Origin of the sequence: Streptococcus sp. HMSC072D07, from assembly GCF_001814835.1 — a bacterium.
Taxonomy (GTDB): Bacteria; Bacillota; Bacilli; order Lactobacillales; family Streptococcaceae; genus Streptococcus.
Map to the genome: position 1 here is coordinate 180482 of NZ_KV818036.1, position 14042 is coordinate 194523.

General features: G+C 40.1%; 18 protein-coding genes and 1 tRNA gene. 3 read left to right on the top strand and 16 right to left on the bottom strand.

The genetic code is table 11. The annotated features are described in order from the left end of the window. The 13 genes from HMPREF2991_RS01675 to HMPREF2991_RS01735 all read right to left on the bottom strand — a co-directional run. Positions 1-458: Imm59 family immunity protein (locus HMPREF2991_RS01675; protein ID WP_083312755.1), on the bottom strand; the 458-nt coding region annotated here is incomplete at its 3' end. Between the two features lie 23 nt (positions 459-481). After that, positions 482-811 (bottom strand): Imm59 family immunity protein, encoded by a 330-nt coding sequence (locus tag HMPREF2991_RS01680; RefSeq protein WP_257371837.1) that lies wholly within the window; start codon positions 809-811, stop codon positions 482-484. After that, complete coding sequence (locus HMPREF2991_RS01685) at positions 804-1133, bottom strand: Imm59 family immunity protein (RefSeq protein ID WP_070683300.1); 330 nt, start codon at positions 1131-1133, stop codon at positions 804-806. Before HMPREF2991_RS01685 ends, HMPREF2991_RS01680 begins: the two co-directional genes overlap by 8 nt. 15 nt (positions 1134-1148) lie before the next feature. Beyond that, a complete protein-coding gene (locus tag HMPREF2991_RS01690; protein ID WP_070683301.1) occupies positions 1149-1475 on the bottom strand; it encodes an Imm59 family immunity protein in 327 nt (108 codons plus the stop codon). Positions 1476-1617: 142 nt separating this feature from the next. Continuing rightward, a complete protein-coding gene (locus HMPREF2991_RS01695) occupies positions 1618-2040 on the bottom strand; it encodes a hypothetical protein (RefSeq protein ID WP_070683302.1) in 423 nt (140 codons plus the stop codon). 70 nt (positions 2041-2110) lie between these two features. Then, the gene (locus tag HMPREF2991_RS01700; protein ID WP_070683303.1) at positions 2111-2665 is read right to left on the bottom strand and encodes a hypothetical protein; all 555 of its coding nucleotides are present in this window, start codon (positions 2663-2665) and stop codon (positions 2111-2113) included. A 20-nt stretch (positions 2666-2685) separates the two neighbouring features. Then, entirely contained in the window at positions 2686-2919 is a 234-nt protein-coding gene (locus tag HMPREF2991_RS01705; protein ID WP_070683304.1) for an Imm74 family immunity protein, read from the bottom strand. A gap of 185 nt (positions 2920-3104) precedes the next feature. Continuing rightward, positions 3105-3176: transfer RNA gene (locus HMPREF2991_RS01710), tRNA-Arg, on the bottom strand. 42 nt (positions 3177-3218) lie between these two features. Continuing rightward, a complete protein-coding gene (gene rplS, locus HMPREF2991_RS01715) occupies positions 3219-3566 on the bottom strand; it encodes a 50S ribosomal protein L19 (protein WP_001068669.1) in 348 nt (115 codons plus the stop codon). A gap of 118 nt (positions 3567-3684) precedes the next feature. Further along, positions 3685-4014, bottom strand: coding sequence for a fluoride efflux transporter CrcB (gene crcB / locus HMPREF2991_RS01720; RefSeq protein ID WP_049490230.1), 330 nt, complete (start codon positions 4012-4014; stop codon positions 3685-3687). After that, positions 4008-4382 carry a fluoride efflux transporter CrcB gene (gene crcB / locus HMPREF2991_RS01725; RefSeq protein ID WP_070683305.1) on the bottom strand — a complete coding sequence of 125 codons (375 nt, stop codon included), beginning with the start codon at positions 4380-4382 and terminating at the stop codon, positions 4008-4010. The genes crcB (HMPREF2991_RS01720) and crcB (HMPREF2991_RS01725) overlap by 7 nt, the downstream gene beginning before the upstream one ends. Beyond that, positions 4379-4645, bottom strand: a complete 267-nt coding sequence (locus tag HMPREF2991_RS01730) for a chorismate mutase (RefSeq protein ID WP_001046958.1) — start codon at positions 4643-4645, stop codon at positions 4379-4381. Before HMPREF2991_RS01730 ends, crcB (HMPREF2991_RS01725) begins: the two co-directional genes overlap by 4 nt. A gap of 117 nt (positions 4646-4762) precedes the next feature. Continuing rightward, complete coding sequence (locus tag HMPREF2991_RS01735; RefSeq protein WP_001162125.1) at positions 4763-5206, bottom strand: flavodoxin; 444 nt, start codon at positions 5204-5206, stop codon at positions 4763-4765. Positions 5207-5309: 103 nt separating this feature from the next. On the opposite strand from HMPREF2991_RS01735, the gene HMPREF2991_RS01740 reads away from it, so the two are divergent. The 3 genes from HMPREF2991_RS01740 (at position 5310) to HMPREF2991_RS01750 (ending at position 7637) form a co-directional block, all read left to right on the top strand. Beyond that, positions 5310-6254 (top strand): DHH family phosphoesterase, encoded by a 945-nt coding sequence (locus HMPREF2991_RS01740; RefSeq protein ID WP_070683306.1) that lies wholly within the window; start codon positions 5310-5312, stop codon positions 6252-6254. Positions 6255-6361: 107 nt separating this feature from the next. Beyond that, positions 6362-7222: a lantibiotic ABC transporter permease gene (locus HMPREF2991_RS01745; protein WP_070683307.1), complete on the top strand. Its 861-nt coding sequence runs from the start codon at positions 6362-6364 to the stop codon at positions 7220-7222. Positions 7223-7394: 172 nt separating this feature from the next. Continuing rightward, entirely contained in the window at positions 7395-7637 is a 243-nt protein-coding gene (locus HMPREF2991_RS01750; protein ID WP_000710762.1) for a type B 50S ribosomal protein L31, read from the top strand. A gap of 116 nt (positions 7638-7753) precedes the next feature. Here the strand turns inward: HMPREF2991_RS01750 and HMPREF2991_RS01755 are convergent, their stop codons facing one another. The 3 genes from HMPREF2991_RS01755 to HMPREF2991_RS01765 all read right to left on the bottom strand — a co-directional run bounded on the left by HMPREF2991_RS01755 (position 7754) and on the right by HMPREF2991_RS01765 (position 14009). Beyond that, complete coding sequence (locus HMPREF2991_RS01755; protein WP_070568907.1) at positions 7754-9088, bottom strand: Nramp family divalent metal transporter; 1335 nt, start codon at positions 9086-9088, stop codon at positions 7754-7756. Between the two features lie 216 nt (positions 9089-9304). Next, entirely contained in the window at positions 9305-12481 is a 3177-nt protein-coding gene (gene carB / locus HMPREF2991_RS01760) for a carbamoyl-phosphate synthase large subunit (RefSeq protein WP_070568911.1), read from the bottom strand. A gap of 448 nt (positions 12482-12929) precedes the next feature. Further along, on the bottom strand, positions 12930-14009 hold the full coding sequence (locus tag HMPREF2991_RS01765; RefSeq protein WP_070568915.1) for a carbamoyl phosphate synthase small subunit: 1080 nt from the start codon (positions 14007-14009) through the stop codon (positions 12930-12932). Positions 14010-14042: the final 33 nt, after the last annotated feature.

Below are 14042 nucleotides of genomic sequence, written 5' to 3' on the forward strand. Positions count from 1 at the left end.
TTTCCATTTTTCTGATAAAGATGAAATGCCCAAGGAAGCTGCTTCGTTTCGTCAAATAGAACATAATGTAAGCTCTCAAAATGACGTTTTTTAATTTCGTGTTCAACTATACATTTCATATTCTCAATTTTAGCTTCGATTTTATCCCATAATGGGGAGGAGTATTCAGGGGATTCCCCATTTTCTACAAAAAGTTTATTTATTTCTACAGTAAGATCTAGTTTTTCTAGAAATTTATTTTTAGCAGCTTCAAAATTATCAAATTCCAATTTTTTATTATAACTTGCTCTATCCATGGTAGCATAGACATTGTAGACTTGCTTAAAATCGTCATATTCGATTACCACTTCCCATTCCCTAGGACCATATTCGTTAAAGATAGAATACCTCAAACTCTCGTAACCTAAATCATGAATGGCTGACAACAGGTCTTGCTTTTCTTTATCTAAATTTTTCATTCATTATCTCCTGCAATTAACAATCAATCCGTCTTTTCATTGTCCCAAAGTGGGGAGGAGTAATATGGAGAAAATCCAACTTTAAGTCCTTTCTTAGTCGATTCTACAAAATGTTCTAATCGTTCCAAAAAAGCTAGTTTTGCATCTTGAAAATTATCAAATTCTACCGCATTTCCCATCACATATGATCGGTCATCTCGTCTTTCAACATAAAATTTTCCATTTTTCTGATAAAGATGAAATGCCCAGGGAAGACGTTTAGTTTCGTCAAATAAAACATAATGTAAGCTCTCGAAATGATGTTTTTTAATCTCTTGCTCAACTATACATCTCATGTTCTCAATATCAATCATCGATTTTCTCCCATAATGGAGAGGAGTATTCAGGAACTTCTCCATTTTCAACGGAAGTTTTATTTTGAAAAACTGTTAACTTTAGATTATGGATAAATTTTTCTTTTGCTTCTTCAAATGTTTTAAACTTAAAAATACTTCCTGTACTTGCTCGGTCCATCGTTGAGTAAACTTCATACAATTCCAATTCTGGATTATAATCTATCCTAGTTTCCCACTCAGAAGGTCTATGTTCATTAAAGATGGAATATCTCAAACTCTCGTAGCCTAAATCATGAATGGCTGACAGCAGTTCTAAACGTTCTTTGACTTCGTCTCTCATCTTTGCTTGATCTCCTTATTTATCCCACAAACTACATGAGTAGTAGGGTGAATCTCCATTCTGTACAAAATATCTGTTCATTTCGATAAAAGACTCCATTAAATTAAGAAATAATTGCTTTGCCTCTTCAAAATTCTCAAACTCCCTTGTTTTCCCCATTATATAGGTCCGGTCGTCCCGACTATTTACCATAAATTTCCCATCTCGATAGAATAGATGGATAGCCCAAAGTTGACTACTATGCTCATCAAACAAAGCATAATAAAGATTTTCAAAGCCTTTTTCTCTAATTTCTTTTTCTACATCTTGTTTTAACAAATCAAACTTTAAATTCTCATTCATAATATTTGTCCCAACTTACAGTTCATCTATACAGAGTTACAACTCCCATCACTTTCACTCAATAATGGAAAACCCTTGATTCTTTTGATATTTTTGATTGAATTTTTCCAGCTGGCTCATGGGGTTTCATTATATCCCTACTTTACTTAAGTGGCGATACATAATCATCTGGAAGTTTGCCTCTCCAGTCAATCCACATTTGCTCAGCAATTGGAATTAATCTTTCAAGCTCTTCCTGAGTAAATGACTCTCTAGTTTCAGGTAAATCAATTAATGATGTAGGACTCTCTTCTATAAATCGTTTCTCACTAGCTTTCTTTTCTTCTTCCGTCGGTGGCCAGCAATCGTTCCGAATCTTCCAAGATACTTCTAGTGGTGTTCTCTCCCCACTCTCTAGTAAGGCAAATAATTCATTTGGTAATTCATAAACCGCTAACCAAGAAGCCACGGTTCCTTCTTCTAAAACCAAATAATATTTATCCTCATTTTTCCAGATGGATTTCCCATATCCTTCAACTTCTTCGAACTGAATAACATCTTCCCATTGTAGTTTTGTTGGTTTCATTTTATATCTCCTAATGCAAGTTTATCTATCAACCAAAATATCATAAAATTCAGATTTCGTTTATTATTCTTTAGTAAGCTGGACCATCTTTTATCCATTTTCTAGTTTCTAAATCCACATCAAAATAGAAATCACTTCGACCAGATTTATCAAAACAATCCTCTTTAAGAGCCTCGCATACAATTCTCAGTTTCTTCTTACTTATCTTAGAAATATATAGCATAGTAAATCCTGCAGGAGATTCAATTTTGTCGATTTTCTCACCTTCTAAATTATAAACCACTAGTTCTGATGGAACGTCAAAATCGCTTGATGAGCGAAATATACTGAAGATACGCTGATATTTAGGGCTAAAGCGAAGATGATGTAAATGTTGAAAAATAACCTGATGCTTCCCATTATGATTCCAATCTAGGGTTCCTTCTAGTAGATTTTGTTGCCCTAACAATTTTCCTTCCAAACTAAAGTAGAAAATGATTTTGCTTACAAAGTTTTCTCCACTATAGACCATCACCATGTTTTCATCTTTATGATATTCCGCATGAATGATATCTAGTAGTTCTATCTTTATTACACAACCATCCCACTCCCATGTGACCATCCGTTCACTGTAATCGATTTTCATCATTCTTCTCCTACTCTAACTCAGATAAATTCGATCTGTATTGTTTTCTCAGTTATCATGGAATCCACTTCCTCGACAAGTTTATCTATCTCGTTCTGTGTGATACGAATATGGTTGTATGGTGGCTCCCAATTCTGTATGCTTGACCTATATACAGTAAAACTTCCATCGGTCAACAACTCTCCCTCTGCTTTTAGAACATAGCCATTTTCATAGTCAAAAGTAACGTTACCACTTGTCCCAGAAATTTTCATTCCATTTCCTTCTTTACTCAAACATCATTATTTTTCTCAGAAAACTAAATCCTTATACTGAAATTCCCCTTCAAATAAGCACTTATACTTTCTCCTATTATACCACACCATGGATATCATATTAAATGTTTAAAAATTGGTCAAAGAAAAAACACTGGTTATCCAGTGTTTTGTTTCTAGTTTACTGCCCCCTGCAGGAATCGAACCTGCAACTACTCCTTAGGAGGGAGTTGTTATATCCATTGAACTAAGGGAGCTAGAGAAAAACTCTGCTGGATGAGCAGAGTTTTTTAGTCGAATTAACGACGGATTTCTTTGATACGAGCTGCTTTACCTTGAAGAGCACGCAAGTAGTACAATTTCGCACGACGTACTTTACCGTAACGAACAACTTCGATCTTTTCAACACGTGGAGTGTGGATTGGGAAGATACGCTCAACACCTACACCGTTAGAGATTTTACGAACTGTGTAGTTTTCTGAGATGCCAGCACCTTTACGTGCAATAACAACACCTTCAAAAATCTGGATACGTTCACGGTTTCCTTCGACAACTTTCGCGTGTACACGAACAGTGTCACCAGGACGGAATGATGGGATATCTGTACGAAGTTGACCTTCAGTCAAGCTTTGGATTAATGGATTCATTTTATTCTCCTATCTTTGTCAATCTTGAGGAACCTTCCTCAGCGGATAAACTGTATTTTTGTGCGTCCATTACACACAAGATACAGTTTACCAAATTTCCATCTAAAAGTAAAGAAATTTATAGCAGAATTCCTAAAAAAATCGCTAGAAAACCGCCTATGTAAGTTAAGAGAAAATAGATATAAAACACCTTCTTGTCACTTAACAGTCTTTGTAGCTCATCATTCAAGGTTGAAAAGGTCGTTAACCCTCCACAAAAACCTGTCGCTAGGATGGCATAGATTTCCTTGGACTCCACATGATTGTAGAGTAGGCCGATCAAAAAACATCCTAGAAGATTGGCTATGAGAGTTCCTAGAGGTAATTTTGAAGCTTGATTATAGCGGGAAAAGAAATAACGCACCAGGGCTCCGAACCCGCAGGCGATTGCAAGATAAACGATTACCATTTCTTCCTCCCTAGAACATAAGCCAAGAGCAGACCTCCTCCAATACTCAAAAGCAGATAGATGACTAAGCTAAGATAACGCCCAGTATCGAGCAATTTCATAGCATCCAAGAGTAGACTAGAAAAGGTTGTTAAACCTCCGCAAAAACCCGTCCCCAGCGCCAAAACCAAGCCTTTACTAGTTCCCTTATGGGCCAGATAGCCTTTTACCAGATAGACCAGGCAGAATATTCCCAGATAGTTGACGAGAAGGGTTCCCCAAGGAAAGTCTGGGCTAGCTGGTAACCAAGTGGAAATGAGATAGCGGATAAGGCCTCCCACCATGGCAGCCAGAAAAATCCCTAGCGGATAAAATTGTTCTTTTTTCATTTAATGTTTTGATCCTGATAATCACGCGAACGTTTGAGAATATCTGAAAAAGTCGCAACAATAGTCTCCTGATAGCGCTTATCCTCTACACGACTTCTAACCTTTTCAAAAATAACTGCTTCTCTCTTAGTATCTAAAACAGGTTTTCCTGAGGCTTTCTTATAGGCAACTACACCCTCAACCAAGTGCATTCGTTCTTCTAGGAGCTTGACGATTTGATTGTCAATTTGATCAATTTCTTGCCGAATAATATCTAAGTTCATACAGTCTCCTCCTTTATTTGAATTATTGTATCAAAAAGCCACCAAATAGGCTAGTAAAATCCCAAAATAACTAATAAAAAAACGCACTAACTTCTTCCAGTCAGTGCAGTTTGATTCTTATCCTACTTTTGCAGCCAATTCTTCTGCGAATTGTTCCAAACGTTCGATGTCTTCTTCTTCGGCAGAGAGGTCCACTTTAACACACTCTGAACCTTTTTCTGCTCCTGTCGCTACAAAAACACGATCAAAGTCATCAACAGCTTTACAAAATTCGTCGTAGAAGGTATCTCCTGAACCGACTACTCCGTAGATTTTGCCATTCAAGTTGAGATCTGCTAGGTCTTCGTAGAAGTCCATCATCTCATCTGGCAATTCTCCATCACCGTAAGTATAGGTCGCAACGATTGCGATGTCCGCCTCCAAGAAGTCTGAAGCGTCAACAGTCGTACATTCATCCACATCGACATCCAAGCCCAAGTCACGCAATTTATCTGCTACAATATCTGCAATTTCTTCGGTATTACCGGTCATACTGGCAAATACAATTTTTGCTAATGCCATATCGTCCTCCTCAATTTATCTTTCTCCATTATATCATATCTTTTTCATTTTAAAAATAAAAATTCTTGTGCTACAATGAAATGAGAAAGAATTGAGGTTATTTATGGAAATTTGCCAGCAAATTTTAGAGAAAATCAAAGAATACGATACCATTATCATTCATCGTCATATGAAACCAGATCCAGATGCCTTAGGGAGCCAAGTGGGCTTGAAAGCTCTTCTCACTCACCATTTTCCAGAAAAGACCATCAAAGCAGTCGGTTATAACGAACCAACTCTAACCTGGATGGCGGAAATGGATACTGTCCAAGACAGTGACTACCAAGGAGCTCTTGCTATTATTTGTGATACAGCGAATCGTCCTCGTATCGATGATAAACGCTACGAACAAGCTGATTTCACCATCAAAATCGATCACCATCCAAATGATGATATCTATGGTGACCTATCTTGGGTGGATACAAGTTCAAGCAGCGCCAGTGAGATGATTGCATTATTTGCTCAAGAAAATCAGCTAACTTTGTCTAGTGAAGCGGCAAGACTTCTCTATGCAGGAATTGTTGGAGACACTGGGCGTTTTCTCTACCCTTCAACTAGTGCCCGTACCTTTAGAATAGCTGGCCAGCTCCGAGAAATTGATTTTGACTTTACTGGACTGTCTCGTCAAATGGATACCATGAGCTTCAAGATTGCAAAATTGCAAGGGTATGTTTATGATCACTTAGAAGTTGATGAGAATGGGGCTGCACGCGTTCTGCTTACTCAAGACATCTTGGAAAAATATAAGGTTACGGATGCTGAAACAGCAGCGATTGTTGGGGCACCTGGTCGAATTGATACTGTTAAGGCTTGGGCTATCTTTGTTGAGCAAGCTGATGGCCACTTCCGTGTTCGAATGCGCAGCAAAATCACCCCTATCAATGAGATAGCCAAACGACACGACGGGGGAGGGCATCCATTAGCCAGTGGTGCCAATTCCTATAGTCTAGAAGAAAACGAACAAATATATAAAGAGCTGAAAGAGGTTCTACAGATCCACCAAGGCTAAGAAAGAATTTTCTTGGCCTTTTATATGCTATATTCTTAAAATATACGGTTTCTTTGTACCTCAGTTTATGGTATAATAAATCAAACTGAATAAAAGGAGATTTAATAATGGAAAAAAATCGTTTGTATATTCTCATTTCTGCTGGAGTAGCCATTCTTGGTTCACTCTTGCCATGGGCTAGTTTAAATGCAGGTTCTTTTGGGTCCTATAGCGTGAATGGTTACCAAGGTGATGGTTGGTTTGTCATTATCGCGGCTATTGTGTCTATTGTTCTTGCTTGCTTGAATAATATGAATAAAGCAATGCCTAAAGGGTTCTCAATTGGTGTCATTGTTGCGGGTGCAATTGCAACTCTTGTCACACTAAATAGTCTCTTTAATGTAAATAAGTACATGTCTAATTTTGGTGGATATGGCATTTCAATCGGCTTTGGTTTGATTTTAGCCATTCTTGCTAGCATTGCACTAGTTGTAACTGGTCTCTTGGCAATGTCAGGTGGTAAAATTACAAAAGAATCATTTACTGAATTAGCCGAGTCTGGTAAAGATTTTGCTCAAACTGTCGGACGTGTAACAAGCTCTACCGTTAAAACTGCGGTCGAAGAAATCAAAAAAGAATCTCAAGAACGTAAAAAAGAAGAAACTACTGCTGAGAAAACAGAGACTGCTAAAGAGGAAACTGAGCAAAAAGAAGAAGCTAAGGAACCAGCTAATATAGAGGCTGAATCAGCAGCAGAAAACGCAGAACCAGTAAAAGAAGAAACTACTGAATCTGAATCTGAAACAAAAACAGAAGCTGATCCAGTAGCTGAACCAACAGAAACAGAGGCTGAAGCTGAAACTGTAACAGAATCAACAGAAACAGAAATTACTGAATCTGAAAAAGAAGCTAAATCAGCAGAAGAAAACACAGAACCAGTAAAAGAAACAGAAGTAAAAAATCAACAAGAAGAAAAAGCTCCAAATTAAGAGAACTAATCATTCTTCTACCCTCACTCCAGTAAACACTGGAGTGATTTTTTATCAAGATTTTTAATAAAATCAGGGAAAAGACTTGCCAAACTTATCAGAATCTGATAGACTAGTATGGTAACAATCTATGGCTCGCAAAGAGACCATGGCAGAAAGGAAATATTGCAAAATGAAAAAAGATATCCATCCAGAATATCGCCCAGTTGTCTTCATGGACACAACTACTGGTTACAAATTCCTTAGCGGTTCAACAAAACGCTCTAACGAAACTGTTGAGTTCGAAGGCGAAACTTACCCATTGATCCGTGTGGAAATTTCATCAGACTCACACCCATTCTACACTGGACGTCAAAAGTTCACTCAAGCAGATGGACGCGTGGATCGTTTCAACAAAAAATACGGTCTCAAATAATGATAAAAAAGAACAGTTACCACTGTTCTTTTTTTGTACTTCTTTTTATGAACCAACCACTACCACTTTCTCTTTATCAACCTTCACGCTGACACTATAATTGATTTCAAACGAGGTTAAAAAATATCGAAAAGAAGCTTGATATTGAGAATGGTCAAGATGATTGAAACTGCGTAACCTAGGATGGTGTTCCACTTGGCATTGGTGAATTCTCCCATCAGTGACTTCTTAGAGGTCAGATAGATTAAGGGGAAGATTGAAAACGGAAGAGCAATTGACAGAAAAACTTGTGAATAGACCAATAACTGATCCAAGGTTTTTTCTTGATGTCCAAACAAGACGGCAACAATAATCACAGGAAGCAAGGCAAAAATCCGGGTACCGATACGGATAATCCACTGAGGCAATTTCAGATGTAAGAAGCCTTCCATGACAATCTGTCCTGTTAAGGTACCTGTAATGGTCGAATTCTGGCCACTTGCTAAGAGGGCTAGGGCAAATAAAGTTGACAGAGTTGAGCTGGCTATCGCTCCTGCTATTGTCGAATCCTGTAAAGCATTGTACATTTGAGAGAAAGCTGAAATTTCAGATGCATGACCAAAAAAGAGAGATGCCCCTAAAATGAGAAGCAAGGAATTGACAATAAAGGCTAGGGACAACTGAAGATTTGAATCCCAGGTCATAAAACGCACGGCTTTTCGAACATCCTTCTTATCTTTGTGATTGATTTTCCTTGTTTGGGATAGAGAGGAATGGAGATAGAGATTATGGGGCATGACTGTCGCTCCTACAATTCCTAGAGCCAAGGTCAATTGGCTTTCATGACCTGGTAATGGTGTTTCAAATAATGTTGGAGTCGGTAAATAACCACCAAAGATACCCTGAATACTCGGATTAGATAAAGCCACCAGATAGGTAAAGATGGCTAGTATGGTTAAAATAAGGGTCGTAACAATGGCTTCAATTTTTTTGAAGCCAAATTTCATTAACAACAACAAAAGAAATACATCTAAAACGGTTAAGAGGATAGCGACCATAATCGGTATTTTAAATAAAAGATTTAAGGCAATCGCTGAGCCTAAAACCTCGGCTAAGTCGGTCGCCATTAAAGCTAATTCTAAAATCACCCATAAACTATAGCGAAGCCATTTGGGAGCATGATGTGCAGTTGCCTGTGCTAGATCCATCTTAGTTACGATACCGAGCTTTCCAGCCATCTGTTGTAGTTGCATGGCAATGATGGATGAAATCAAAATAACAAATAAGAGACTATATTTGTAGGATGCACCACCAACCACGCTGGTAATCCAGTTTCCAGGATCCATATAACCAACTGCTACAAGGGCTCCAGGTCCTAAAAAAGCTTTTAGATTTTGCCAAAAATGATTGTTATTAGGAGTTTCAATAGATTGGTTGATCTCAGAAAGAGAGACTTTTTTGTAAGAAGACATCGGAATTTTACACTTTCTAATCTGTCTTTACCTATTTTCTTAATGGAAATTTTGAAAATATAATGAAAATAGTTTTCCATTTCCAATTCTACCTTATTATATCACAATTTAGAACGATTCTTCAGGAAAGAATGATGGTTGAAATAAGCAATTTCTGTATTGCAAAAGCCAGCGTTTTCTAACGCTGGCTTTAAAACTGTGAAAATTCTGTCTCAACTAGATTGCTTCTGTGACAAAACTACGGCTTTCTAGCACCTTGAGCATGGCATTAGCTGTATCTAGAGCTGTAAAGAGTGGCACACCGTGTTCAATGGCTGAACGGCGGATTTGCTCACCATCTTCGTCAGCAGTTCGTTTTGTTCCGACAGTATTGATGATTGCTTGGATTTTCCCTTTGCGAACAAAGCTTGGGATATCCTGATCGTCATCACCAATCTTACCAACAGGTTGGGCTTGAAGTCCATGACTGGCAAAGAATGCTGCTGTCCCTTCTGTCGCAAGGATACCATAACCGATATTTTGGAAACGACGAGCCAAGTCCAAGGCTTCATCTTTGGCATCATCAGCGATGGTAAATACAACGTTACCAAAGGTTGGCAAGTGCAGGTAAGAAGCTTCAAAGGCCTTGTACAAAGCTTTTTCAAGAGTAGTATCAGAACCCATAACTTCCCCTGTTGACTTCATTTCAGGACCGAGCAAGCTGTCTACCTTAGCTAGTTTCGTAAAGGAGAAGACTGGCGCCTTGATATGAACGCGAGTGCTTTCTGGATAGAGTCCATCTTGATAGCCAAGTTCTTCAAGACTTTGCCCAAGAATGAGCTTGGTCGCTACCTGAGCCATAGGAATATTAGTTACCTTAGAAAGGAATGGAACCGTACGGCTGGCACGTGGATTGACCTCAATAACGTATACTTTTTCATCCTTGATGACAAACTGGATGTTCATCATTCCAAGACAGTTAAGGCCAATTGCTAGACGTTTGGTATAGTCTGCGATGGTTTCCTGCACCTTTTGCGACAAGGTTTGTGGTGGGTAAACGGCCATTGAGTCACCTGAGTGGACACCGGCACGTTCGATATGTTCCATGATACCAGGGATGAGAACATTTTCCCCGTCTGAGATGGCATCGACTTCACACTCTTGCCCAACGATGTAAGAATCGACAAGGACTGGATGGTCTGGACTAGCCTTAACAGCGGTACGCATGTAAGAACGAAGGTCTTTTTCGTTTTCGACGATTTCCATAGCACGTCCACCCAAGACATAAGATGGACGAACGAGAACTGGGAAACCAATCTTGCGAGCAGCAAGCACAGCTTCTTCTTCATTGGTAGCTGTTTGACCTGGTGGCTGTGGAATATCCAAGTCTTTAAGGGCTTGTTCAAAGAGGTCACGATCTTCGGCACGGTCTAGGTCAGCGACTTGCGTACCAAGGATGGTCACACCTGCTTTTGCCAAAGGCTCCGCAAGGTTGATGGCTGTTTGACCACCGAACTGAACGATAACGCCTTTTGGTTGCTCCAAATCGATAACATTCATGACATCTTCGAATGTTAATGGCTCAAAGTAGAGCTTGTCAGATACCGAGAAGTCTGTTGAAACGGTCTCTGGGTTTGAATTCATGATGATGGCTTCATAACCAGCAGCCTGAATCGCCTTCACCGAGTGAACAGTTGCATAGTCAAACTCAACCCCTTGACCGATACGGATTGGACCTGAACCTAGGACTAGGACGGATTCCTTATCAGACTTGATAGATTCATTTTCCCAACCATAGGTTGAATAGAAGTATGGTGTTTCAGAGTCAAACTCCGCCGCACAAGTATCAACCATCTTGTAAACTGGGACAATCTTGTTTTCCAAGCGAAGTTGGCGAACTTGCTCAGCGGTCGTTTTCCAAAGTTCCGCAATCTTGCGGTCTGAAAATCCATTGAGTTTAGCTGTTTTCAAGACTTCTAGATCTTGTGGATGGGCACCTAATTCTTGCTCAATTTCAAAGATGTGCAAGAGTTTATCCAGATAGAAGATATCAATCTTGGTCAATTCAGCAATTTCTTCTGGTGTATAACCACGGCGAATGGCTTCTGATACGTAGAAGAGACGGTCATCTTGGGCTTTCACAACCTTTTCAATCAAGGCATCATCAGAAACAGTTGCCAGTTCAGGCATTTCATTGTGGTGAACCCCAATTTCAAGTGAACGACAGGCTTTTAGAAGAGACTCCTCAATGTTCCGACCGATGGCCATGACTTCTCCAGTCGCCTTCATCTGAGTACCAAGACGACGCTCACCTTTTTCAAACTTGTCAAATGGGAAACGTGGAATCTTAGCAACGACGTAGTCAAGGGCTGGTTCAAACATAGCATAGGTTGAACCTGTAACTGGGTTGATGACCTCATCCAAGGTCAAACCGACGGCAATCTTAGCTGCCAATTTAGCAATCGGATAACCCGTCGCCTTAGAAGCAAGGGCTGACGAACGCGATACACGAGGGTTTACTTCGATAACATAGTACTTGAAGCTATGCGGATCAAGGGCCAGCTGAACGTTACACCCACCTTCAATCTTGAGAGCGCGGATAATGCTCAAGCTCGCGTCACGAAGCATTTGGTTTTCATAGTCTGACATGGTTTGCGCAGGAGCAAATACGATAGAATCCCCTGTGTGAATCCCCACTGGGTCAAAGTTTTCCATGTTACAAACAACGAGGGCATTGTCAGCTGAGTCACGCATGACTTCGTATTCGATTTCCTTGAAACCTGCGATTGAACGCTCAATCAAACATTGGGTAACAGGTGACAATTTCAACCCATTTTCAGCGATTTCACGCAATTCTTCCTCGTTGGCACACATACCACCACCAGTACCACCTAGGGTAAAGGCTGGACGGACAATGACTGGATAGCCGATTGATGCCGCAAAAGCAACAGCTTCTTCCACTGTGTTGACAATTTCAGATTCTGGAATTGGTTGCTCAAGCTCTTCCATCAATTGTTTAAAGAGGTCACGGTCCTCTGCTTGGTCGATGGCAGACAATTTAGTACCTAGAAGCTCTACTCCAAGCTCATCTAGGATGCCGTTTTTAGACAATTCCATGGCCATATTGAGCCCTGTCTGACCTCCAAGAGTTGGAAGCAAAGCATCTGGACGTTCCTTACGGAGAATACGCGTCACAAACTCAAGTGTAATCGGTTCGATGTAAACCTTGTCAGCAATCTCCTTATCCGTCATGATAGTGGCAGGGTTTGAGTTTACCAAGACAACCTCATAACCTTCCTCTTTCAAAGACAAGCAGGCCTGGGTCCCAGCATAGTCAAACTCAGCAGCCTGACCAATAATAATCGGACCAGAACCAATCACCATAATTTTTTGAATATCAGTACGTTTAGGCATTTATAAGATATTAAGGGCGTCAAGCGGACCAAGCTAAAATAGGAGTTATGACGAAGAACTATCAGTTCTAGGAATAACTATCTTTTTAGCACCGTCCGTAGCCTGTATTCAGTTCAGCAAATACGGACCACCCTTCTCCTTTCTATTCGGCAACTCTCAGGTTGCCATTAAATAAATTCTCCGACGATTTTTTAGAGAAACGATATTTTTCGATAAAAAATCTAGTGCAGGGAGTTTTTAGTTCGCCCGATAGCGACTAAAAGAAACGACCTGCCTTTCTATTCGTCGCCTCACAGAGCGACATTAAATAAGATACAAAGGACGAATAGAAAGCGATTGAATTTTAGGAAACCAAGGAAGGATTGACAATCCAAGTTGGTTTCTCTAAATTCCGAGCTTTCCGTCCGTGTTCAGTTACATAAATTCTCCGACGAGCTTTTACTCGTTCTTAGTTTACTTGTTTAAAAGCTTCCATCATCTCGATAAATTCATCAAATAGGTAGCTTGCGTCGTGTGGACCAGGAGCTGCATCTGGGTGGAATTGTACAGAAAAACCTGGTTGGTATCTGTGACGCACACCCTCAACTGATTTATCATTGATTTCTTCGTGGGTAATGATCAAATGCTCTGGTAAGTCCTCACGGCTGACTGCATAACCATGGTTTTGGCTGGTAAAGTCTACACGTCCTGTTGCAATCTCACGTACCGCGTGGTTAAATCCACGGTGACCAAATTTCATCTTGTAGGTCTTAGCACCGTTTGCCATAGCAAAGAGTTGGTGTCCCATACAAATACCGAAAATTGGAATTTTCCCTTGCACACCACGAATCATGTCCAGTGCTTCTGGAACGTCTTCTGGGTTACCTGGACCATTTGACAACATAACTCCATCAGGATTGAGGTGGAGAATTTCTTCTGCCGTTGTTGAATACGGAACGACGGTCACGTTACAGTTACGCTTAGAAAGTTCACGTAAGATGGAGTGCTTGAGACCAAAGTCTACTAAGACCACACTCAAACCAACTCCAGGAGCTGGGTAGGAAGTTTTAGTAGAAACCTGCTTGATATTGTCTGTCGGCAAGACTGTTGCTTGGAGCTGATCCGTCACATGGTCCATGCTGTCCCCAACGTGAGTCAAGGTTGCACGCATAGTACCGTGCTTACGGATAATCTTGGTAAGGGCACGCGTATCAATCCCTGAAATACCAGGAATTTTCTTAGCTATCAAAAATTCATCCAAGGTCATTTGGTTGCGCCAGTTACTAGCTCGACGCGCCTCTTCGAAAACGACAACTCCTTTACAAGTTGGAATGATGGATTCGTAATCATCACGGTTAATTCCATAATTTCCCACCAAAGGATAGGTAAAGGTCAAGATTTGTCCATTATAAGACTGGTCTGTAATGGATTCTTGGTAGCCAGTCATCCCTGTGTTAAAGACGATCTCACCTGTTACATCAATGTCTGCTCCGAAGGCCTTTCCTTCAAAAACTGTGCCATCTTCTAATACTAGAAGTCTTTTTGTCATATTTTCACCTCTCGTGGACGCTCACTGGCGTCT